At 69.9% G+C, this 23,182-nt stretch carries 17 protein-coding genes and 1 pseudogene; 9 read left to right on the top strand and 9 right to left on the bottom strand.

The annotated features are described in order from the left end of the window. Positions 1–44: 44 nt before the first annotated feature. Positions 45–845, bottom strand: coding sequence for a crotonase/enoyl-CoA hydratase family protein (locus ADL12_RS01020; protein ID WP_062697379.1), 801 nt, complete (start codon positions 843–845; stop codon positions 45–47). Between the two features lie 166 nt (positions 846–1,011). On the opposite strand from ADL12_RS01020, the gene ADL12_RS01015 reads away from it, so the two are divergent. The 3 genes from ADL12_RS01015 (at position 1,012) to ADL12_RS01005 (ending at position 5,155) form a co-directional block, all read left to right on the top strand. Continuing rightward, entirely contained in the window at positions 1,012–2,631 is a 1,620-nt protein-coding gene (locus ADL12_RS01015) for an acyl-CoA synthetase (RefSeq protein WP_062697378.1), read from the top strand. 380 nt (positions 2,632–3,011) lie between these two features. After that, complete coding sequence (locus ADL12_RS01010) at positions 3,012–4,610, top strand: alkaline phosphatase family protein (protein WP_107119802.1); 1,599 nt, start codon at positions 3,012–3,014, stop codon at positions 4,608–4,610. A gap of 137 nt (positions 4,611–4,747) precedes the next feature. Then, positions 4,748–5,155 carry a hypothetical protein gene (locus ADL12_RS01005; protein ID WP_062697374.1) on the top strand — a complete coding sequence of 136 codons (408 nt, stop codon included), beginning with the start codon at positions 4,748–4,750 and terminating at the stop codon, positions 5,153–5,155. 51 nt (positions 5,156–5,206) lie between these two features. Here the strand turns inward: ADL12_RS01005 and ADL12_RS01000 are convergent, their stop codons facing one another. From ADL12_RS01000 to ADL12_RS00980, 5 genes are read right to left on the bottom strand one after another with little or no spacing between them, the layout of a single operon-like run. Continuing rightward, positions 5,207–5,932 carry an alpha/beta fold hydrolase gene (locus ADL12_RS01000; protein ID WP_062697372.1) on the bottom strand — a complete coding sequence of 242 codons (726 nt, stop codon included), beginning with the start codon at positions 5,930–5,932 and terminating at the stop codon, positions 5,207–5,209. A gap of 33 nt (positions 5,933–5,965) precedes the next feature. Further along, entirely contained in the window at positions 5,966–7,243 is a 1,278-nt protein-coding gene (locus tag ADL12_RS00995; RefSeq protein WP_062697370.1) for a cation:proton antiporter, read from the bottom strand. Positions 7,244–7,249: 6 nt separating this feature from the next. Further along, positions 7,250–7,735 (bottom strand): cation:proton antiporter regulatory subunit, encoded by a 486-nt coding sequence (locus ADL12_RS00990; RefSeq protein ID WP_062697368.1) that lies wholly within the window; start codon positions 7,733–7,735, stop codon positions 7,250–7,252. A gap of 57 nt (positions 7,736–7,792) precedes the next feature. Continuing rightward, on the bottom strand, positions 7,793–8,674 hold the full coding sequence (locus ADL12_RS00985) for an alpha/beta fold hydrolase (protein ID WP_062697571.1): 882 nt from the start codon (positions 8,672–8,674) through the stop codon (positions 7,793–7,795). A gap of 46 nt (positions 8,675–8,720) precedes the next feature. After that, positions 8,721–9,197: a hypothetical protein gene (locus ADL12_RS00980; protein ID WP_062697367.1), complete on the bottom strand. Its 477-nt coding sequence runs from the start codon at positions 9,195–9,197 to the stop codon at positions 8,721–8,723. 134 nt (positions 9,198–9,331) lie between these two features. On the opposite strand from ADL12_RS00980, the gene paaK reads away from it, so the two are divergent. Continuing rightward, positions 9,332–10,627, top strand: a complete 1,296-nt coding sequence (gene paaK / locus ADL12_RS00975; RefSeq protein ID WP_062697364.1) for a phenylacetate--CoA ligase PaaK — start codon at positions 9,332–9,334, stop codon at positions 10,625–10,627. 18 nt (positions 10,628–10,645) lie between these two features. Here paaK and ADL12_RS00970 read toward each other — a convergent pair whose 3' ends face one another. Further along, complete coding sequence (locus ADL12_RS00970) at positions 10,646–12,145, bottom strand: acyl-CoA synthetase (RefSeq protein ID WP_062697362.1); 1,500 nt, start codon at positions 12,143–12,145, stop codon at positions 10,646–10,648. A 280-nt stretch (positions 12,146–12,425) separates the two neighbouring features. On the opposite strand from ADL12_RS00970, the pseudogene ADL12_RS49440 reads away from it, so the two are divergent. The 4 genes and pseudogenes from ADL12_RS49440 to ADL12_RS00950 all read left to right on the top strand — a co-directional run. Then, positions 12,426–12,781 (top strand): annotated as a pseudogene (locus ADL12_RS49440) (acylase); the annotation flags it as partial. A gap of 45 nt (positions 12,782–12,826) precedes the next feature. Further along, entirely contained in the window at positions 12,827–14,455 is a 1,629-nt protein-coding gene (locus ADL12_RS00960; protein ID WP_244187720.1) for a cytochrome P450, read from the top strand. Continuing rightward, on the top strand, positions 14,436–15,446 hold the full coding sequence (locus ADL12_RS00955) for a (-)-alpha-amorphene synthase (RefSeq protein WP_244187719.1): 1,011 nt from the start codon (positions 14,436–14,438) through the stop codon (positions 15,444–15,446). The genes ADL12_RS00960 and ADL12_RS00955 overlap by 20 nt, the downstream gene beginning before the upstream one ends. A gap of 262 nt (positions 15,447–15,708) precedes the next feature. Further along, positions 15,709–18,618: an ATP-binding protein gene (locus ADL12_RS00950; protein WP_062697357.1), complete on the top strand. Its 2,910-nt coding sequence runs from the start codon at positions 15,709–15,711 to the stop codon at positions 18,616–18,618. A gap of 46 nt (positions 18,619–18,664) precedes the next feature. On the opposite strand, the gene ADL12_RS00945 is transcribed toward ADL12_RS00950, so the two are convergent. Continuing rightward, positions 18,665–20,218 carry an acyl-CoA synthetase gene (locus tag ADL12_RS00945; RefSeq protein ID WP_062697355.1) on the bottom strand — a complete coding sequence of 518 codons (1,554 nt, stop codon included), beginning with the start codon at positions 20,216–20,218 and terminating at the stop codon, positions 18,665–18,667. After that, a complete protein-coding gene (locus ADL12_RS00940) occupies positions 20,215–21,324 on the bottom strand; it encodes an NAD(P)H-dependent flavin oxidoreductase (protein WP_062697353.1) in 1,110 nt (369 codons plus the stop codon). Before ADL12_RS00940 ends, ADL12_RS00945 begins: the two co-directional genes overlap by 4 nt. A gap of 84 nt (positions 21,325–21,408) precedes the next feature. Here ADL12_RS00940 and ADL12_RS00935 point away from each other — a divergent pair, with 84 nt between their 5' ends. Beyond that, complete coding sequence (locus tag ADL12_RS00935) at positions 21,409–23,181, top strand: serine hydrolase domain-containing protein (protein ID WP_062697351.1); 1,773 nt, start codon at positions 21,409–21,411, stop codon at positions 23,179–23,181. Position 23,182: the final 1 nt, after the last annotated feature.

Raw genomic sequence — 23,182 nt, 5'->3', positions numbered from 1 at the left:
GCGGATCTCCTTTGGAGGTGGGGCGCACGGGCCGGGCACGGCAGTCAGGTGCGCTTGTAGACGGGCGGTCGCTTCTCCGCAAAGGCGCGGGCGCCTTCCTTGGCGTCTGCGGTGTCGAAGATCGGCCAGCCGCGCCGGAGTTCGGCGGCGAGGCCGTCGGTCTCGGTCAGTTCGGCGGTCTCGTAGACGGACGCTTTGACGGCCTCGACGGCCAGTGGGCCGCAGGCGTTGATGCGTTCGGCGATCTCCAGGGCCTTGGGCAGTGCCGTGCCGTCGGGGACGACGTGCCCGACGAGGCCGATGTCGGCGGCCTCGCGGGCGCTGTACGGGCGTCCGGTGAGCAGCATCTCCAGGGCATGAGTGCGCGGGATCTGGCGTTGCAGGCGGACCGTGGAGCCGCCGATGGGGAACAGACCGCGCCTCACCTCGAAGAGCCCGAAGGTCGCCGACTCGCCCGCCACGCGGATGTCGGTGCCCTGGAGCATCTCCGTGCCGCCCGCGACGCAGTGGCCCTCGACGGCGGCGATCACCGGCTTGCGGGGGCGGTGGTGACGCAGCATCGCCTTCCAGTGCAGGTCGGGGTCGGCCTTCAGCCGGTCCCGGTACTGCTCTCCCTCCATGCCCTTGCCGGCCAGGGCCTTGAGGTCCATGCCCGCGCAGAACGAGCCGCCCGCGCCGGTGAACACGATCGAGCGGACCGAGTCGTCGGCGTCGGCCTCGAGCCAGCCGTCGTACAGGCCGACGAGCATGGCCAGTGAGAGCGCGTTCTTGGCCTCCGGCCTGTTCAGTGTGAGCACCAGTGTGGCGCCTTCGCGCTGCACGGTGAGGTGTTCCGTCCCACCCATCGCCCATCTCCCCTCTGAAAGAACGAGAACAGGTTGCAGGAGGCGCCGGGGCACTTCAAGAGTTTTCTGACAGACAGTCAGATTTCTTGTGCGCGGACCCTTCACAGTTGTGCCGCCCTTTGCTCTGATGACCGGCAGCCGGTGGAGAGCGAGGTCAGGAGGAGCGGTGGAGTACAACCTTGCCGACCTGTTCGAGTCGGTCGTCGACGCGGTTCCGGGCCGCGAGGCACTCGTGCACATCGACCACCCGGGCACGGGCATTGAGCGGCGTCTGACGTACGCACAGCTGGACGCGGCCGCCAATCGCATCGCCCACCATCTGATCGACAGCGGGATACGTCCCGGCGAGCACCTCGGGCTCCATCTCTACAACGGCATCGAGTACTTGCAGACGGTGCTGGGCTGCCTGAAGGCGCGGATCGTGCCGGTCAACGTCAACTACCGCTACGTGGAAGAGGAGTTGGTGTACCTCTACCGGGACGCCGATCTGGTGGCCCTGGTCTTCGAGGCGGAGTTCACGGACCGGGTGGCGGCGGCGCTGCCCCGGGTGGACGGGCTGCGGCATCTGGTCCGGGTCGGCACCGTGGCGCCGGGTGCGGTCCGTGCGCCGGCCGTGGCGTTCGCGGACGCCGAGGCCGCCGGGTCGCCCGAGCGGGGGTTCCCGGCGCGGTCGGGGGACGACCAGTTCATCATCTACACCGGCGGCACCACCGGGATGCCGAAGGGCGTGATGTGGCGCCAGGAGGACCTGTTCTTCTCGGGGCTGGGCGGCGGCGCGCCGACCGGTGAGCCGGTGAAGAAGCCGCAGGAGCTCGCCGAGCGCGTGGCGGCGGGCGGCGACGGGATCACCTTCTTCCCCACCGCTCCGCTGATGCACGGCACGTCCACGCTGACCGCCTTCATCGGCTTCAACTTCGGCCAGCGCATCGTGATCCACCGCAAGTTCGCGCCGGAGGAGGTTCTGCGCACGATCGAGAAGGAGAAGGTCACCAGCGTGTCGTTGGTGGGCGACGCGATGCTGCGGCCACTGGTCGACGCGCTCAGCGGGCCCATGAAGGGAACGGACTGCTCGTCGATGTTCAGCGTGTCGTCGTCCGGGGCCATCATGTCGGACACGGTGCGCCGGCAGTTCCAGGCACTGGTCCCGAACGTGATGCTGCTGAACAACTTCGGCTCCTCGGAGTCCGGCTTCAACGGCACCGCCACCGAGGACTCCGGCCCCGAGCGCGGCTTCCGCATCCGCGTCAACTCCCGTACCCAGGTGGTCGATCCGGCGACACACGAGCCCGTCGCCGCGGGTGAGGTGGGCCGGGTCGCGCAGTGCGGTCACGTGCCGCTCGGCTACTACAACGACCCGGTGAAAACCGCCGAGACCTTCTTCGAGAAGGACGGCGAGCGCTGGGTGCTGCTCGGCGACATGGCCACGGTCGACAAGGAGGGCGTCGTCACCGTGCTGGGCCGCGGCTCGCAGTGCATCAACACCGGGGGCGAGAAGGTGTACCCGGAGGAGGTCGAGCAGGCGCTCAAGTCCCATCCCGATGTGTACGACGTGCTGGTGGCCGGGGTGCCGGACGCGAAGTGGGGGCATCACGTGGCGGCCGTGGTGCAGTTGCGCGCGGGCGCGGTACGGCCGTCGCTGGCGGACATCCAGACCCACTGCCGCTCCCACCTCGCGGGTTACAAGATCCCCCGCCAGCTGGTGATCACGGACTCGATCCGGCGCTCGCCCAGCGGCAAGGCGGACTACCGGTGGGCGCGGGAGGTGGCGGTGGCCGCGGACGGGTGAATTCCGGGCAGGTCCGATTGAACCTAAGGTGACGTGCGGACGTACTCGTGGTGGCAGGCTCGATCGTTGGGCGCTGTTTGCCATGCCATCGCAAGACCGCACGGGAGGACCTCCGGGTGTCGCAGGAGGCAGCAGCAGAGCAAGTAACACGAGAGACGGAGGAAGCAGAGACGACGGAGGCGGTCGAGACCGCCGAGGATGCCGAGGCGGTCGACAGCGACGACGCGGCCCAGGCGACGCCGACCGCCGAGGTGGTCGAACCGACCGAAGCCGCCAAGGCAGCCGAACCGGCCGACGAGACCAGCGCGCCCCGCCTCGCGGATCGACCCGGCTGGTTCGGCTGGCGCCGTCGTTACTCCCACGCCGCACGTGCCGTGCGGATGGGGACGAACGTCCTGGCCGGTGCGCTCGTGCTCGCCGCGCTCCTCGTGCCGAACCGCCTCGACTGGATCACTGTCCAGCAGTTCCTTCGTCTCCCCGTCGAGGCGATCTTCCTTGCAGCCGTCCTGCTCACGCTGCCGTCGAAGGCACGGCGGATCACGGCCGTCGTCCTGGGGGCGTTTCTCGGGCTGTCCACGATTCTCAAGTGCCTCGACATGGGCTTCCGCCAGACCCTGGCGCGGCCGTTCGACCTGGTCTTCGACTGGGTTCTGCTGAACGACGCGGCGGACTTCCTGAAGGACTCGCTCGGCCGCACGGGTGAGGTGCTTGCGGTGATCGGGGTGATCGTCCTGGTCGTCGCCGTGCTCGTGGTGAGCGCGCTCGCAGTGATGCGGCTGGCGGACGTGCTGGCCCGGCACCGCCCCGTGGCCGTACGCACCACGCTGGTCCTCGGCGTGGTGTGGATCATCTGCTTCACCCTGGGGATGCAGTTCGGCGGTGTCACGGTCGCCACCAAGAGCTACGCCCAGTACCTCGCCAACCGTGTGCAGTATGTCCGCGACGGCCTCGGGGACGCCGAGGACTTCAAGAAGCAGCTCCCTGTCGACGCTTTCGCCGACACCCCGCCCGACCAGTTGCTGACCGGACTGCGCGGCAAGGACGTCATGTTCACCTTCATCGAGAGCTATGGCCGGGTGGCCATCGACGATCCGGCGATGGCACCGGAGATCGACGCGACGCTCAAGGAGGGGGACGCCAGACTCAAGACGGCGGGCTTCGAGGCGCGAAGCGGCTGGCTCAGGTCGCCCGTGACGGGCGCCGGCAGCTGGCTCGCCCACTCGACGTTCCTGTCCGGCCTGTGGATCAAGAACCAGCAGCGGTACCGCACACTGACCACCAGTGACCGCGCAACCCTCACCAGCTACTTCCAGAAGAGCGGCGCCTGGCGAACCGTCGGCATCGTCCCGGGCGTCCGGAAGTCCTGGCCCGAGGGCAAGTACTTCGGCCTCGACCACATCTACGACTCCACCCACCTCGGCTACCAGGGCCCGTACTTCAGTTGGACGCCGGTGCCGGACCAGTTCAGCCTGGAGTCCTTCCAGAAGCTGGAGCACGGCAAGAAGAACCGCGAGCCGATCATGGCGGAGATCATCCTGGCCTCCAGCCACAACCCCTGGTCCCCCATCGCCCGCATGGTCGACTGGGACGACCTCGGCGACGGCTCGGTCTTCCACCAGATCAAGAAGGAGGGCACGGACCCCAAGGAGGTCTGGAAGGACTCCGAGCGCGTGCGCACCGAGTACCGCCGCGCCATCGAGTACTCGATCCACAGCCTCACCGAATGGGTGGAGCGCTACGGCACCGACGACACGGTCCTGGTCTTCCTCGGCGACCACCAGCCCGTCCCGACAGTCACGGCCGGCAGCACGAGCAAGGACGTCCCCGTCACGATCGTCGCCCGCGACCGGAAGGTCCTCGACAAGATCGCCGACTGGCACTGGACCGACGGCCTCAAGCCCGCCGAGAACGCGCCGACCTGGGGCATGGACAAGTTCCGCGACCGTTTCATGACGGCATACGGGCCGCAGACGGACTGAGCACCCGGGGTTGGGCCGTTCGTGCATCGCCGAGGTGCGGAAGAAGTCGTATGGCGTAGCAGGACGCGCTGCTGAGCAGGGGCGTCCCTACGGTCGCAATGACGGTCGTCGAGACCGCAGGACCGAGAGGGAGCCCCGTGAAGAGACGCACCCGCGCGATAGGCACAGCCGCGATCACCGTCCTCGTCACCGCCGGCCCGGCGGCCCACGTCGCCCAAGCCCGGGGCGACCTGAACTGCAGCGACTTCGCCTTCCAGGAAGACGCACAGGCGGAGTTCAACCGCGACCCCGATGACCACCATCGCCTGGACGAGGACCGGGGGGTGGACGACGGCATCGCCTGTGAGGTCCTGCCGCGCCGCAACGCGGCCGTGCCATCGCCGCTCCCCACCCGCTCGCCACTCCCCACGCAGGGAGTCAGGGGCGGCCTGGGCGGCAGCACGGGGCCGGCGGACTTCGAGGTGGTTCTGGGAGCCGGCCTGGCCGTCGGTGCGGTGGCTCTGACCGCCGGTTACGTCGTGTACCGGCGTCGGTTCAGCCGCTGAAGCGGGGCGCCGCGCCCAATCCTCGGTACTCCTGAGGCGTGCCGACCGCCATCACTCCGCCAGAAACGTCTCCACGGCCGCCAGGAACTCCTCGGGCCGGGTCTCGTGGACCAGATGTCCCGTGTCGAGGGTCACCCGTCGGGTGTCGGGGATCATGTCGGCGAGTACGGCGATCTGCTCCTGCGGGATGAGGCTGGTGGGGCCGCCCCCGATCAGCAGCGTCGGCATGGTGATCCGACCCATGTGGTCCCACCACACAGGATCGGGGGCGTTGCGCTGTTCGTCGGTCGCCCGCACCATGGCCCAGTCGAACGGCGGCTCCTCGTCCGGCCGTTCGGCGGGCGGGCGTGGCGGGTCGAGCGGGAACGGTGCCGGTACGTCCTCCAGGACCAGCCGTCGTACGGCCTCGGGCGACTGCTGCGCGAAGAGGTAGGCGACCGCGCCGCCGAGCGAGTGGCCGACGACATCGACCCGGTCGAGGCCGAGGGCGACGAGAAAGGCTCGTATGTCGTCGCGCATCACCTCGTACCGGTACACCTCCGGCCCCGCGCCCGGAGCCGTGCCGGGCCAGTCGCTGCGCCCGTGGCCCCGCAGATCAGGGGCGTACACCCGGCGTTGCCGCGCACCTGTCGCCAGCCCTTGCGCGATCCGCGTCCAGTCCGTGCCGTCGGCACCGCGGCAGTGCAGCAGGAGGACGGGCGGCGCGTCCTCGGGGCCCCAGGTGCGGTAGGCCAGGGTGATGCCGTTGGCCTTGACCGTGCGGGATGTCGTGTCCACAACGGCACGGTAGCCGACCGGAGTTGGGCCGGTTCATGACTGGCCGAGCACGTCCACGTCCTGGCCGTCCACCGGGTCGTGCGATGCCTGCGCCGTCGGTTCGAGCTCGCGCTCGCCCCCAGTGGCTGCCGGGCCCCGCACCGCGCGCTCGCTCAGGCGCTGCGTCAGACGCGTCGCCAGAGGCTCCGTGTATCGGGCGGTGAGCGGGCCCAGGATCACCAGGATCAGTACGTAGGCGGTGGCCAGCGGGCCCAGCGACGGCTCGATGCCCGCGGTGACGGCGAGCCCGGCGATGACGATGGAGAACTCTCCGCGGGCGACCAGCGTGCCACCAGCGCGCCAGCGGCCCTTCGCGGAGATCCCGGCGCGCCTTGCGGCCCAGTAGCCTGTGGCGATCTTCGTGAGCGCGGTGACGACGGCCAGGGCGAGCGCGGGCACCAGCACCGGCGGGATGCTCGCGGGGTCGGTGTGCAGGCCGAAGAAGACGAAGAACACGGCGGCGAACAGGTCCCGCAGGGGCGCCAGGAGGTTGTGCGCACCCTCGGCCACCTCACCGGACAGCGCGATGCCGACCAAGAATGCGCCGACGGCGGCGGAGACCTGGAGTTGCTGGGCGAGCCCGGCCACGACGAGGGTCAGGCCGAGCACGACGAGCAGCAGTTTCTCGGGGTCGTCGCTGGAGACGAAGCGAGAGATGTGGCGGCCGTAGCGCACCGCGAGGAAGAGGACGAGTCCAGCGACGCCGAGTGCGATGGCGAGGGTGACGCTCCCTGCGGCGAGGCCGGCACCGGCGAGCAGGGCGGTGACGATCGGCAGGTAGACGGCCATGGAGAGGTCTTCGAGGACCAGGATGCTCAGCACGACCGGGGTCTCACGATTGCCGAGCCGCCCGAGGTCGCCGAGGACCTTCGCGATGACACCGGAGGAGGAGATCCAGGTGACGCCGGCCAGTACGACGGCGGCGACCGGGCCCCAGCCGAGCAGCAGCGCCATGGCGGCACCCGGCAGGGCGTTGAGCGCGGCGTCGACGAGACCGGCCGGGTACTGGGTCTTGAGGTTGGAGAGCAGGTCGCTGGCCGTGTACTCGAGGCCGAGCATCAGCAACAGCAGGATCACCCCGATCTCGGCGCCGATGGCGACGAAGTCCTCGCTGGCGCCCAGGGGGAGCAGCCCGCCCTTGCCGAAGGCGAGCCCGGCCAGCAGGTAAAGGGGGATGGGCGAGAACTGGAAACGCCCGGCGAACCGGCCCAGCAGACCCAGGGCGAGGATGATCGCGCCGAACTCGACGAGGAAGACCGCGGAGGAGTGCATCGCGGCTCACTCCCGCCCGAGTATCGCGGCGGCCGCCTCCACGCCCTCGCGGGTGCCGATCACGATCAGGGTGTCACCGCCGGCCAGCCGGAAGTCGGGCGTCGGCGAGGGGATGGCCTCGGCGCGGCGCAGCACGGCCACGATGGACACGCCGGTCTCGGTGCGCATCCGGGTCTCGCCGAGCAGGCGTCCGTTCCAGTGCGACGTGGCGGACAGCTCGATCCGCTCGGCTACGAGGCCCAGTTCGGTGGTGGACAGCAGGTTGGGGCTGTGGTGCGCCGGCATCAGCGCGTCGATCAGCGTGGCCGCCTCACCGGAGGTGAGGCGTACCGACAGCGCGCAGGCGTCCGGATCGTCCGTGCGGTACGCGCTCAGCGTCCGCGATCCGTCCCGGTGGGCGACCACCGACAGGCGGCGCTGCTCGCGCGTGCCGAGGTCGTAGCGGACCCCGATGCCGGGCAAAGGCGTACTGCTCAGGCGTGGAGCGCTCACAGCTGGCTCTCCCCATGTCTCGTGCAGTCGTCTCGTCGGATTCCCTCTCGTCGAACCCTACCGAGCGGCGAGCCGCGGTTCCGGAGCCGGGTGCGCTCCCCCGCTGCCCTCCAGGAAGGCGACGACACGCCGTACGAACCACTGCGCGTCGTCCAGCCACGGATAGTGCCCGGCGCCGGGTTGCACGGCGACCTCGGCGTTCGGGAAGACCTCGGCGGTGCGGCGGGCGGTTTCGGGACGAGGGCTTCCGTCGAGTTCGCCGGCCAGGACGAGGACCGGGGCGGCGAGCCGGGAGAGTGCGGTGCGGGTGGCGGGCGGGTCGTAGGCGCCTTCGGAGCCGTAGATGTCGCCGGCCTCGTCGTTGAACTGGTCGTCGCCGCGCGCGTAATGCTCCTGCGCCGCGTCGTCCCAGCGCCCGTAGAAGAAGGGCGCGAGCACGGGCCCGAAGTCACCCGTTCCCTTCAGCCAGGCCTCGAACGCCGGGAACGCCTCCGCGAACCAGGGCTCACCCTCCCTCGATCGGGCGGCGGTCAACCGGTCCTCAGCGGTGGGCGGCATCCCCAGGGCCCAGGGCGTCGCGGTCACCAGGGCCAGCCGCGACACCCGCTGTGGATACCGGGCGGCGTACAGCATGGCCAGGCTCCCGCCCGCCGAGTGCGCGAGCAGATCCATGTGGGCCAACCCCATGTGGTCGCGCAACATCTCCACGTCGTCCACCAGGTGGTCGCAGCGGTACGTCGCCGAATCCGCCGGCATGGCCGAGTCCCCGGTGCCTCGCAGGTCGAGCAGCACCAGCTGCCGGTGGGCGGCGAGACCTCCGAGGTCACCCAGATAGGCGGAGGCCTGCATGGGCCCGCCGGGCAGGACGACGAGCGGTTCGCCCTCGCCTCGCAGGTGGTAGGCGATCTCGGTCCCGTCGGAGGCGGTGAAAGTCGGCATGGCGTCGATCTTGGTCACCGACCGCCCGCGCCGCAACGGAGTTGTCTCACAAGGTTCGCCGTGCGATGGGGCGATGGGCCAGGGCCGCGTCGACGATCTGTTCGGCGGAGGCGTCCTCCAGCCCGGCGGGCGGGTGGAAGATCAGGCCCGAGGCCGCCGGGTGCACGACATTCGTCTCGAAGAGGAGCAGGTGGTAGTCGTCGTCCGGCCCGAACTCCAGGACCCTGCGGACGATTGCGACGAGCTCGTCCCGCGTGATGTCGGGCACCCGCGGATAGGCCGGCCGAGCCGCCTCGCGCGCGAACTCCTCCACGCTCCGCGACCCGCTGTAGGCGAGGAAGTCGTAGGCGCCATAGGCGTGCCCGGTGTCCTCGTTGAACCCGGCGATCGCGGCCTGTGCCGTCGCCCGTTCGCCGCAGTGCAGCAGGTGCTCGATCCGCTCGATCGCACTGATCAGCTCGCGCAGCCGCACTTGTGGCACCGGGGCGGGAAGCAGCTCGGGTCGCAGGTCCACGGGCTCCATTCTGCGCGGCCGCGCTCGCAGAAAGTGCGGCCGCCCTCTTGCCTGATCATTCGCCGCCTGGATTACTGATCCCGAACACCCGGACCGAATGATCGGTCGCCCGGATTGACGCGGTTGGCGAGGGAGAACTCCCCATGGCGGATGCGACGGAGCTGCTGGACTCGGGGGAACGGCTCGACCCGGAGGCGTTGCGGACGTTGCAGTTGGAGCGGTTGCGGACGTCGCTTCGGCACGCGTACGACAACGTGCCGTTCTACCGGGAGTCCTTCGACAAGGCCGGCGTACGGCCCGACGACTGCCGCTCGCTCGCCGACCTGGCCCGCTTCCCGTTCACGACCAAGGCCGACCTTCGCGAGAACTACCCGTACGGGTTGTTCGCCGTGCCCCAGGACCGTATCCGCCGCATCCATGCCTCCAGCGGCACCACCGGACGTCCCACGGTCGTCGGCTACACCGACGCGGACCTTTCCCTGTGGTCCGACATGGTGGCCCGCTCGATCCGGGCGGCGGGCGGTCGGCCCGGGGACAAGGTGCATGTGGCCTACGGCTATGGGCTGTTCACCGGTGGGCTCGGCGCACACTACGGTGCCGAGCGGCTCGGCTGTACGGTCATCCCCGCGTCCGGCGGTATGACGGCCCGCCAGGTCCAGCTGATCCAGGACCTGAAGCCCGAGATCATCATGGTGACGCCCTCGTACATGCTCACCCTCCTCGACGAGTTCGAGCGGCAGGGCGTCGATCCGCGCGGTACCTCCCTGCGCGTGGGCATCTTCGGTGCCGAGCCCTGGACGGAGCAGATGCGTCAGGAGATCGAGGAGCGGTTCGCGATCGACGCCGTCGACATATACGGGCTGTCCGAGGTGATCGGGCCGGGGGTCGCGCAGGAGTGTGTGGAGACCAAGGACGGGCTCCATGTGTGGGAAGACCACTTCTTCCCCGAAATCGTCGACCCGTTCACCGGTGCGGTGCTGCCCGACGGCGAGGAGGGCGAGCTGGTCTTCACCTCGCTCACCAAGGAGGCGATGCCGGTTGTCCGGTACCGGACTCGGGACCTGACCCGGCTGCTGCCGGGCACGGCGCGGGTCTTCCGGCGGATGGAGAAGGTGACGGGTCGCAGTGACGACATGGTGATCCTGCGTGGGGTGAACCTCTTCCCCACCCAGATCGAGGAGATCGTGCTGCGCACGCCGGGGGTCGCACCCCACTTCCAGCTGCGCCTCACCCGGGAGGGCCGTCTCGACGCCCTCACGGTGCGGGCGGAGGCTCGCCGCGACGCGTCACCCGAGACCCGGGACGCCGCCGCGCAGGCCATCGCAGCGGCCGTGAAGGACGGCATCGGCGTGTCGATCGCCGTGGAGATCGTCGAACCGGAGTCGCTGGAGCGCTCCGTGGGCAAGATCCGGCGGATCGAGGACCTGCGGCCCCGCTAGGCAGGACGGGCGACCCCGCTACCCCTCGGCCAACCGGTCCCGCAGCTCCCGCTTGAGGATCTTTCCGCTCGCGTTGCGCGGCAGCTCGTCCACGAACACCACCCGCTTCGGCGCCTTGAAGTGGGCGAGCTTCTCGCGCGCGTGCTCGATCAGTTCGGCCTCGGTCACCTCGCCGCGTGGGACGACCACCGCCGTGATCGCCTCGATCCACCGCTCGTCGGGCAGGCCGATGACGGCGACCTCGGCGACGCCCTCGTGCGTGTACAGCACGTCCTCGACCTGACGTGAAGCGACCAGTACGCCACCGGAGTTGATGACGTCCTTCACCCGGTCGACGATGGTGAAGTAGCCGTGCGCGTCCCGCACCGCGAGGTCGCCGGAGTGGAACCAGCCGTCCCGGAAGGCCTCGGCGGTCTCCTCGGGCTTGTCCCAGTAGCCCTCGCACAACTGCGGGGAGCGGTAGACGATCTCGCCGGGCGTCCCGTAGGGCACGTCCTCGCCGTCCTCGTCTACCACGCGGGCGTCGACGAAGAGGACGGTACGGCCGCAGGAATCCATGCGGCCCTTGTGTTCGTCCGGGGCCAGCACCGTGGCCAGCGGGCCGATCTCGCTCTGGCCGAAGCAGTTGTAGAAGGCAAGCTTGGGCCAGCGCTCACGCAGCCGCTCAAGGACCGGCACCGGCATGATCGAGGCTCCGTAGTACGCCTTGCGCAGTCCGTCCAGGTCACGGCTCGCGAAGTCGGGGCGGTTGGCCAGGCCGATCCACACCGTGGGCGGAGCGAACAGGCTGTCCGCGCGGCCCGCTTCGATCAGATCGAAGAGCTGCTCGCCGTCGGGCGCGTCCAGGATGATGTTCGTGGCGCCGACCGCCAGGTACGGCAAGAGGAACACGTGCATCTGCGCCGAGTGGTACAGCGGCAGCGAGTGGACGGGGCGGTCGCCGGCGCTCAGGTCGAGGGCGGCGATCGCGCTCAGGTACTCGTGGACCAGGGCGCGGTGGGTCATCATCGCGCCCTTCGGCAAGGCGGTCGTGCCCGAGGTGTAGAGCAGTTGCACCAGGTCCTCGCTGCTCGGCTCCGGGCCGTCGTGAGCGGACGCCGTGGCCTGCCGCGCCAGCAGTGAGTCGTCGGCGTCGCGCAGGGGAAACGTACGGACGCCGTCCGGGAGTCGACCCGCCAGGTCGGGGTCGGCGAGGACCAGGGAGCTGCCGGACTGGCCGACGATGTACGCGAGGTCGTCGCCGGTGAGGTTCTGGTTGACCGGGACGTGCACGAGGCCCGCGCGGGCGCAGGCCAGGAAGGCGATCAGATAGGCGTCCGAGTTGTGGCCGTAGGCGCCGACCCGGTCGCCGGGCGTGAGGCCCTGGCCGAGCAGGACGCTCGCCGCGCGCGACACGGCCGCATCGAGTTCCTCGTACGTCCACGAGCGGTCGCGGTAGTCGACCGCGACGCGCGCGGGGGTGCGTCGGGCGCTGCGGCGCAGTACGCCGTCAACCGTGCTGCCGTGTCCTGGCGTCATGACACATGATCCTCGGTGTGCCGCACAGACAGGTCAAGCAGGGCGGCAGGACACCTCACCGGGGACACATACCCGTTGGTACGCTCAACGGTTCCTTCCCTCAATGACGTTGGGAGGCACGATGCGCACCCGCCCCAGACGGCTCGTCGTCGCGGCCGTCGCCCTGCTCGCCGCCACGGCGGCCGGGCTGCCCGCGACCGCGGCCGAGCAGCAGGACCAGCACGACCGGCAGAATCAGCAGGACCGACAGGACCGGCAGGAACAGCTCTCGCACGGTGCTCTGTCCGCCGCCGCCCCCGGCTTCGCCGTGGCCCTCGCGGACGCGGTCGCCGAACTCCGGGCGGCGGGCATCGCGCTCGATTCCCGCCTCGGTGAGCACCAGTTCGTCGTACGGAACGGTCAGCGCATCCCCGTTCCGGGTGGCACGCAAGGGCTGGGTGTGTGGGACAAGATCGAGGCGGTGTGGGACCAGGTGCGGGGGGCGGCTATACGGAGGCCACGACCGGCTCCAGCCACATCCAGGCGGTCGGCTGGAACGGCAGCCGCTGCCCGGTGGCCCGTACGCTGCTGACGTACTCGCAGTCCTCGAACCCTGGGGCGGGGCCACATGGTGCAGGACCACACTGGAGTGACGAGTGAAAATCGTTGTCGTTGCGTGATGCAACGACAACCGTTCAGCGAATGCTTCTTTTGCTACTCCGTGCTTCTGTGCGCCCCTTTGGAGAAAGGTTTCGGGAAACCGAGCGCCGCTTGAACTGGGCAGGACTTGTCTCAAGTGTCAAGTCCGTGGCACGTTCACCGATTTCACGTGCCGCGTTTGAGGCGGAGGTTTCCATGAGCCATGCTGTGCCTGAACAGGAGCGAACCTGGAGGACTGGTACTGCTCCAGGCATATTCCCAATCCTCGGTCACGGTATCGCGTTGTTCCGTCAGCCGCTGGCGTTTCTCAATTCTTTGCCCGCGCACGGAGATCTGGTCGAAATACAGCTGGGCCCCCAGCGGGCCTGGATGGTGTGTCATCCGGAGTTGGTCCACCGGATGCTCAGGGACTCACGCACCTTCGACAAGGGAGGTCCGCAGTACGACAGGCTCCGGATACTGATGGGAGACGGCGTGGTGACGTGCCGTCACGAGGCGCATCGGCGGCAGCGCAGGCTGCTGCAACCCGACTTCCGCCCTTCCCAGGTCGCCGATCACACGGAGTTGATGGGCGAGGAGGCCGAGTCGGTGTGCCGCGACTGGCGGCCAGGGCAGGCGATCGACGTCAGCGCGGCCATGATGACGTTCACGACAGGGGTCATCAGCCGCGTTCTCTTCTCCGACTCACTGAACGCCGCGACGACCGCCGAGGTACGGCACAGCCTGGCCGCCATCGTCCGTGGCCTGTTCGTCCGCACGGTGGTGCCGGTCGAGGCCCTGTTTCGTGTGCCCACACCCGCGAACCGTCGTTACCGGCATGCGGTCGATCGCGTGCACGCGATCATCGACGCGGCCATCGCCGAGCGCCGACTGGGCGCTCCCCGCGACGACCTGCTGGGGACGCTGCTGGAAGCCACACGTGACGACGGTTCACGGAAGGCGATCACCGAACAGGAAGTCCACGATCACCTCGTGTCGCTCCTGCTCACCGGATCCGAAAGCCCTTCCATGGGCCTGGCCTCCGCTTTCAGTCTCCTGGCCGAGCATCCGGAGACGGAGCACCGCCTGCACGCCGAGCTGGACGCCGTGCTCGCCGGAGGGCGGCGACCCGGCCCCGACGATCTGCCGCGCCTCGTCTACACCCGATGCGTCGTCACGGAGACGCTGCGCCACTCACCACCCGGCTGGCTCTTCACCCGCGTCACCACCAAGGAAACGCACTTCGCCGGGTGCCGTCTCCCCCGGGGCGCCACCGTTCTCTACAGCCCCTACCTGTTGCACCACGATCCCGCGTCGTTCCCCGACCCGGACCGATTCCTTCCGGAACGCTGGCTGCCGGGTCAGGCATCCGACGAGCAGCACCGTGCGCTGACCCCGTTCGCCGCGGGCAGCCGCAAGTGCATCGGCGACGTGCTCTCCATGGCGGAGATGACCGTGGCCCTCGCGACCGTCGCCGGGCGCTGGCGCCTGCGCCACCTGCCCGGTCCGGTCGAACAACCGCGCCCCGGTGCAACGCTGGGGCCAAGGTCGCTGGTGATGACCTGCGAAACGCGTGCGCACACGCCGGTCGATACATCGCCTCGCGAGGCTTCTCTCGCACCCCGGGCAACCGCCGCGCCCGGCACCCATGAATCCCGAAGGGCAGGTGACAATGGTGTCGACGACGCATGAGGAAATCGCGCTCGCCACGCAGAACGGAATTCCGGCTTCCAGCCTCAAGGACCTGATCGACGCCCATCTCTACATGCCTTTCCCGTTCATGAGCAATCACCACGCATCCGAAGCGGCCGCCGGCTTGGACGCATGGTTACGCTCGTGCGGGCTGACCGAGGAAGTGGGAGTGGCGGCGATGATCGCCTTCACTCGGCCGGCCGAACTCGCCTCCTACAACAGCCCGACGGTGGAGTTGGACGTCCTCCAGATCGTGGCCAATCAAATCGCCTATCAATTCGTCTTCGACGACCGGGCGGAAGAGATCGGCCGGCGGTCGCCGGACCGACTGCTGCCCATGCTCTGCGAGAGCATCGGAATCCTGCGCGACGGTGCTGTGCCCCGCACCCCCCTGGGGGTGGCGCTGGCCGATCTCCACCGGCAGGTCCAAGAGCGCTGCACCCCCGCACAAGCTGCGCGATGGGCATGGAAGAGCCGCGAATACGTCCACGGCCTCCTGTACGAGTCGGTGGCCCAGGCCCAGCCCCTCCCCCCACGCATCGGACTGAGCACCTCGATACGCTCCCTCACCGCGGGCATCGAGCCCTTCTACCCGTTGGCCGAAGCGGCGCAACCGTGCGAGCTGGCCCCCGAGGAGCTGTATCACCCGACGATGCAGCGACTGAGCCGGCTGTCGGCCGATGCGGCCGTGTGGATACCCGATCTCTTCTCCGCGGTGAAGGAGCAGCGGGCGGCCGGAATGATCAATCTGGCGCTTGCCCACCAGCGGGCCCACCAGTGCTCCCTACCGGTGGCTGTACTGCTGGCCATCCGGCAGATCAACAGCACGATCAAGGAGTTCGAGCGGCTCTACGAGGAGATCAAACCTGAGTTGAGCCCTGCCGGGATCGGCTACGTGAAAGGCATGGTCGGCTGGATCCGCGGGTGTTACTACTGGGCCCGCACCGTGCCGCGCTATGTGGACACGGCCCTGACGCCCGCCCTCACCTGAGGCATGGTGCGCCGCGCCCGCCAGTGCCACGCGGCGGGCGCACGTCTCTCCGAGGTCGCCCGCGCCCGGTTCTCCGCAACGGCCCGCACCGAGAGGGGCTCATTCGGATCTCATTACCCGAAGGGCGGACAATCGAACCACTTCGCCGCGGGATTCATCCTTCTCTGTCATTCTCCTCCCCGAACACGACCACCGGGTGCTCACCCGGGGCGTACGCTCTGCGCTGTCCTCCGAGGATCAACGACAGGAAGCGGTAGGGCACATGGCGCATGGGTCGTGGCAACCGAACACCGAGCCCCGCCCGTTGCTCGAGCGCCAACGGGAACTCCAGGCGCTCGACTCCGCACTGTCGGACCTCCGTGACGCCGCCGACGGCGCGCAGCGGGCACGGCCCACTGGACTCCTCGCCTTCACCGGTCCGGCCGGGCTGGGCAAGACGGCCCTCCTCACGAAGGCACGCGCCCGCGCCGCGGCGCACGGCTTCCATGTGCTCTCGGCCCGGGCCGGCGAGAAGGACCAGGAGTTGGCGTTCCACCTGGTGCGCCAGCTTGTCCAGCCCGCCCTGGCCACGATGGACGAGACGGAACGCCGTACCTTCCTGGGCAGTTGGTACGACATCCTCGCCGCCGCGCTCGGCCTGGAGGCGACGGACACCGCCCACACGCCGGACCCGACCGGGGTGCGCGACGGCCTCGACTGGGTCATGACGCGCCTCGTGGGGATGAAAGCGCCCTTCGTGCTGCTCCTGGACGACCTGCACTGGGCCGATTTCGAATCACTCGGCTGGCTCGCCTCCTTCGCTCCGCGGGCCGCTGATCTTCCGCTCCTGATCATCGTCGCCTACCGGCCCGACGAACTGCCGCCCGATGCGGCCCCCTTCCGCACGGTCGTCGAACGTCAGGGGGACCGCCCCTATCCGCTGGCGCGGCTCAGCGCCGCCGGCGTGGCCCAGATCGTCCGGGACGAACTGGGAGAGGGAGTCGAGGACGAGTTCTGCGACGAATGCTGGTCGGTCACCGGTGGCAGCCCGTTCGAGACCGTCGAACTCGCCATCAGGCTCGCCGAACGGAATCTGATGGGCGCGCAGGACGAGTTGCCCGCGATGCGGGACCTGGCCGCGGCGGTCAAGGGCACCGGACTGATCGAGAGCCTGCACGCACTGGGCACGACCACCGTCCGTTTCGCCCATGCCGCAGCCGTACTGGGTCCACCGGTGCCACGGGAGCTCGCCGCCGCTCTCGCAGTGATCGGCAGCGAGGAGGCCGTGGAGGCCACCGAGAAGTTGCGTGCCGCCCGGATCCTCGCCGAGGCCGAGGGGCCCGGGGGCGGCATCGAGTTCGTCCACCCGCTGATCGCCACGACGGTCTACCGGTCCATCCCCTCGGGCCTGCGCGTCGGCCTGCACGACAGGGCCGCGGAGGCCGTCCGCGCGGCGGGGTTCGGCGCGAGCGCCGCTGCCCGGCATCTGCTGGAGGTTCCCTGCGAAGGCAGGCCCGAGGTGGTCGAGTGCCTGCGCGATGCCGCCCGTGAGTATCTTCGGGCCGGGGCTCCGGAGGCTGCCCGGCGCGTCCTGTCCCGAGCACTGCAGGAGCCACCGCTGCCGGAGGACCGGGCCGCACTGCTCCACGAGCTCGCGGGCTCGACGTTCCTGATCGAACCCACGGCCACGGTCAGCCATCTCCAGGAGGCACTGGCAGAGCCCGACGTGGATCCCCATCTGCGGGCCTCCATGGTCTACCGGCTGACCCAGGCGCTGGCCCACACCGACCGGCTGGCCGAGGCGGCGACCGTGTCCGCCGACGAGGCACGGCTCGCCACCCATCCACGCATCCGACTGCGCATGCAGGGCGATCACTTCGTCTGGAGCGCCTTCCGCGCCGACGAGCCCGACTCCTTCGCCCGCTCACGCAGGCTGGCACGCCTGGCCGAGCGTCTGACCGGCCGCGGGCTGGAGGAACGGTACATCCTGGGTTCGCGTGCGTGGGACGCCATGGTGCGCGGCGAGCCTCGGCAGACCGTCCTCGCGTGTGCGGAGGAGGCCCTGCGCGGTGGACTGAGCTGGACGGACGAGACCCGGGGTTTCGAGGTGCCCGTGTCGGTCGCCCTGGTGTTCATGTACAGCGACCAGCCCCGGCGTGCCGAGGAACTGTTCACCAACGGCATCGCGGAGTGCGAGGGCAAAGGCTGGCGTGGCTCCCACCTGGCCCTGGGACAGACCCTCTACGGCTACATCCGCTACCGTCGTGGCTGCCTGGCGGACGCGGAGCAGCTGGCACTGGAGGGCCTGCGCATCGCCGACCGGGTCGAAGGCGCCGTTCCCGCCCAGTGGTTCGCCATCGGCATCCTCATCCAGACCCTGCTCGCCCGCGGCCGCACCACCGAGGCGCGTCGCCTCGCCGACTCCTACCGCTACGGTGAGATCGTCCCCAACGCCGTCATCTACCCCGATCCCCGCACGGTGTACGCCGAACTGCTCCTGGCCGAGGGCCGGCATTCCGAGGCCGCGAGCCTGTTGTCCGCCGTCGGCGAATGGCTGGACGCACGGGGCTCGCGCAACCCTTCCTGGTGCCCCTGGCAGCTGCACCTGGCGTCCGCCCTCGCCCCCACCGACCCCGACCGTGCGCTCTCCCTCGCCCGGGACGCCGTCACGCGCGCCCAGGACTTCGGCGCCGCCTCCACGATCGGCCAAGCTCTCCACACCCTCGCCGAGGTGACCGGCGGACCGGCGACAGTCGACCTGTACGCGGAGGCCGTGGACCACCTGGAACAGTCACCCGCCTCCTACGAGCTCGCCCGTGCCCTGATCGGCCACGGCGCCACCCTGTCCCGCAACGGCCGGGTCCAGGAGGCCGCCGATCTCCTCTACCGAGGTCTGGAAGGTGCCGTCCACTGTGGAGCGGAGGCGCTCGCCGCCCGGGCCAGGGAAGAACTCTCGGCGGCCGGACTGCGCCCGCTGCCGCTGCGGTACGCGCAGGCGGACACGCTGACGACTCAGGAGCGCCGCACCGCCGAACTGGCCGTCCAGGGCCACCCGGCGGCAGTGATCGCCAAGGAACTCCGGCTCACCGAGCAGGGTGTGCGGCAGTTGCTGTCCAGCGTCTACCGCAAGGTCGGCACCGACGCCGCCGGCCTCGCCAAGGCCCTGGAGACCTTTCCTCGCCCGCGCCCCTGAGGCCTCCCAGCCGGCCACCGGCCTCGGACGACGCGCCGGGCCGTGGTCACATGGATCGCGCCCGCCCCTCCCAGTACGGGGCCCGCAACCGCCGCTTGTACAGCTTGCCGTTGGGATCGCGCGGCATCTCGGTGATGAAGTCGACGCTCTTGGGCCGCTTGTAGCCGGCGAGTTGCTCGGCACAGTGGTCGAGGATCGCGGCGGCGAGGTCGGGGCCGGGCTGGTGACCGTGGGCCGGTTCGACGACGGCCTTGACCTCTTCGCCCCAGTCGTCGTGCGGGATGCCGAAGGCGGCGGCATCGGCGACGGCCGGGTGGGCCAGGAGCACGGACTCGATCTCGGCCGGGTAGATGTTGACCCCGCCCGAGATGATCATGTCGATCTTGCGGTCGCGGAGAAAGAGGTAGCCGTCCTCGTCGAGACAGCCGAGGTCGCCGACGGTGAAGAAGTCACCGATGCGGTTCTTCCTCGTCTTGGCCTCGTCCTTGTGGTAGGCGAAGCCGCCGGTGTTCATCTTCAGGTAGACGGTGCCGAGTTCGCCCGGCGGGAGCCGGTTGCCGTCGTCGTCGAAGATGGCCAGTTCGCTGATGGGCCAGGCCTTGCCGACGGTGCCGGGTTTCTTCAGCCAGTCCTCCGCGGTGGCGAAGGCGCCACCGCCCTCGCTGGCCGCGTAGTACTCCTCCACACACGGGCCCCACCAGTCGAGCATCGCCCGCTTCACGTGGTCGGGGCAGGGGGCGGCGCCGTGGATGGCGTGCCGCATGGAGGAGACGTCGTAGCGGGCCCGCACTTCCTCGGGCAGGGCGAGCAGGCGGTGGAACTGGGTCGGGACCATATGGGTGTGCGTGCACTGGTGGGCGTCGATCAGGCGGAGCATCTCCTCCGGGACCCACTTGTCCATGAGGACCAGCCGGTGCCCTATGTGCAGGGACGCGCCCGCGAACTGGAGGACGGCCGTGTGGTACAGCGGCGAGCAGACGAGGTGCACGTTGTCGTCGAACGGGCGGATGCCGAAGATGCCGAGGAATCCGCCCAGGTACGACTCCTCGGGGACCTTGCCCGGCAGCGGGCGCCGGATGCCGCGCGGGCGGCCGGTGGTGCCCGAGGTGTAGTTCATGACCCAGCCCAGGGTGCGGTCGGCGGGTGCCGACTCCCGTTGTCCGTCGAGGAGTTCGGCGTACGGCCTGAAGCCCTCGACCGTGCCGATCGCGTACCGGTGGGTGCCGGGCAGGCAGGCCTCGTCGGCGGCGTGACGCGCGGGTGCGGCGAAGCGTTCGTGGGCGAGGAGCACCTTGGCGCCGGAGTCGGCGACGATCCAGGCGATCTCGGGGCCGACGAAGTGGTGGTTGATGGGGACCAGGTAGAACCCGGCCTGGCTGGCGGCGAGGTACGCGGTGAAGAACTCGGCGCTGTTGGGCAGGACGACGGCGAAGGCGTCGCCGCGTTCCATGCCGGCCGCGCGCAGACCGCGGACGAGGCGGTTCGCGGCGGCGTGCAGTCGGCCGGCGGTCCACTCCTCGCCGTCGGGGGCGACGAGGACCGTGCGGTGGGGGTCGGCCGCGGCCTGGGCCCAGAAGCCTGCGGGGGGTGTGCTCGTCACTGGCCGCTCCTTCCGGCGATGCGGTTGATGCGATCGACGGCTCGTTCGAAGCCGCGGGTGAGGTCGTCGAAGACGGCCTGGACGCTGCGTTCGCTGTTCATCCGGCCCACGATCTGGCCGACGGGGGTGCCGAGCAGCGGCTCGACCTCGTACTTCTGGATCCGGGAGACGGCGTCGGCGACGAGCAGTCCCTGCAGGGGCATGGGGAGGGTGCCGGGCCCGTTCGTGTCGTCCCAGGCGTCGGTCCACTCGGTGCGCAGCTGACGTGCGGGTTTTCCGGTCAGGGCGCGGGAGCGCACGGTGTCGCCGGAGCCGGCGGCCAGCAACTTCTGGATGAGCCTGGGTGAGGGGAGTTCGGCCTCTGTGGTGGTCAGCCATATGGAGCCGAGCCACACACCCTGGGCGCCGAGGCTGAGTGCGGCAGCCACCTGCTGGCCGCTCCCGATCCCCCCGGCCGCCAGTACGGGCAGCGGGTCGACCGCTTCCACCACCTCCGGCGTGAGCACCATGGAAGCGATCTCACCGGTGTGGCCGCCCGCCTCGTAGCCCTGTGCGACCACGATGTCGATACCGCCCTCCTTGTGCTTGACGGCATGCCGGGCGCTGCCCGCGAGCGCGGCGACCAGCACACCCCGGTCATGGGCGCGCTCCACGACGTCCGCGGGCGGCGAGCCCAGGGCGTTGGCGAGCAGCTTGATCGGGTAGTCGAAGGCGACGTCGAGCTGGGTGCGGGCGACCTGCTCCATCCACCCGGTGATACGCCAGCCGGACGCCTCACCCTCGGCCAGTTCGGGCACGCCGTACTTGGCGAGGGTGTCCCTGATGAACTGCCGGTGCCCCTGCGGAATCATCGCCTCGACGTCCGCCTCGGTGACGCCCTCGACCTTCTTCGCCGGCATGACGACGTCCAGTCCGTACGGCATGCCCTCCACATGGCCCTCGATCCAGTCGAGGTCGCGTTTGAGGTCGTCGGGGGCGGTGTAGCGGACCGCGCCGAGCACTCCGAAACCGCCGGCCCGGCTGATGGCCGCGGCGACGGCGGGGAACGGCGTGAAGCCGAAGATGGCGTGCTCGACTCCCAGTTTCTTGCTCAGCTCCGTCTGCATGGGCGCAGGATGCCGCAGTCCTCCGGAGGACGGAAGAGGTTATCTGATAGCCCGTCAGATTCGGTTGCCGGATAGAGTTGCGCGATGACCGATGAGGTGCACACCGGACTGACCCGTCGTCAACTGACCCGAAGAGCCCTTGCCCTGGGCGGTGCAATCGCCGTCGCGCCGTTCCCCGCAGGCCCAGCCGAAGCATCGGCCGCACAGGGGCACCGCACACTCCGGCACGGCTCCCCCGAGCAGGCCGGCCTCCTCCCCACCCACCTCCGCCGACTCGTCACCGACGCCGAGGCGTTCCTGGGCCCCTCCCCCAAGCACCCCTGGTACGCGGGCGCCGTCCTGCTCGCCGGGCGCGGCGGCACGGTGGCCCTGCACCAGCCGATCGGGACGGCGGTGCGCTACCAGGCGTACGACGAGAAGACCGACACCGGCGTCGAGTTCCCGGTCGACCAGCAGATCCCGATGGCCGAGGAGACGGTCTTCGATCTGGCCTCGGTGTCCAAGCTGTTCACCTCGATCCTCGCCGTGCAGCAGATCGAGTGGGGTGCCCTCGGGCTGGAGGCGGCGGTCGCCTCCTACCTCCCGGACTTCGGCCGCGCGGGCAAGCAGGACATCACGATCCGTCAGCTCCTCACCCACACCTCGGGATTGAGCGCCTGGATCCCGCTGTACAACGCGCCGACGTACGAGGAGAAGCTCCAACTCATCTGGAACGAGGCGCCACTGAACGCTCCGGGCACCAAGTACCTCTACTCGGACCTGAACCTGATCTCCCTCCAGCTGGTCCTGGAGAAGATCACCGGCCGTACGCTCGACACCCTCCTCCGTGACGAGATAACCGGCCCGCTGGGCATGCGCCGCACCCGCTACAACCCGCCCGCCGCCTGGAAGGCGAAGATCGCGGCCACCGAGGACGCCCGCAAACCCTGGTCCGGCCTGGACCGTGGGCTCGTGTGGGGCGAGGTGCACGACGAGAACGCCTTCAGCCTCGGCGGGGTCGCGGGCCACGCGGGCGTGTTCTCGAACGCCTGGGACCTCGCGGTCCTCGGCCGGACGCTGCTCAACGGCGGGTCCTACGGCAGGGCGCGCATCCTGGAGCCGGAGTCGGTGGAGCTGATGTTCACCGACTTCAACACCGCCTTCCCGGGTGACGAGCACGGCCTCGGCTTCGAGCTCTACCAGCACTGGTACATGGGCGCGATGGCCACCCCGCGCACCGCGGGCCACACCGGCTTCACCGGCACCTCGCTGGTCCTCGACCCGACGACCGACTCCTTCCTCGTCGTCCTCGGCAACTCGGTCCACCCGGTGCGCAGTTGGCGTTCCGGTTCCGCGCCCCGGGTCGCCGCCGCGGACAACATGGCCCGTGCCGTACCGGTCCGCCCCCGGCACGGCCGTACCGCGTGGTTCACGGGAATGGCGAGCGCCACGACCGCGACCCTCGCGCTCCCCGCGCTCGACACGTCCTCGGGCGACGCACGGCTGTGCTGCGCCCTGTGGTGGGACACCGAACCCCAGTCGGACGTCCTCACCCTGGAGTCGACGACCGACAGGGGCACCACCTGGCAGCAGGTCCCCTTCACGACGACACGCCGCGGCGAGCGCCCGCAGGATCACCCGACCGGCACGGTCACCGGCTGGTCCGGCCGCGTCTGGCACCGCCTGACGGCGCCGCTCCCCGCGCACCGGCAGCTGGAGCTCCGCTGGCGGTACGCGACCGACCGGCTGTACGTGGGCCGTGGCGCGTACGTCGACGGTCTGCGCGTGGAGGCGGCGGGCACCGTCGTCTTCGACGACACCCGGCCCGCGGACGCGGCGCGGATGACGGCGAAGGGCTGGGCGGCCTCCGCCGACTGAC

The sequence above is a fragment of the Streptomyces regalis genome, from assembly GCF_001509475.1.
In the GTDB taxonomy this organism is placed as follows: Bacteria; Actinomycetota; Actinomycetes; order Streptomycetales; family Streptomycetaceae; genus Streptomyces; species Streptomyces regalis.
This window is presented reverse-complemented; position numbering and strand designations above follow the sequence as displayed.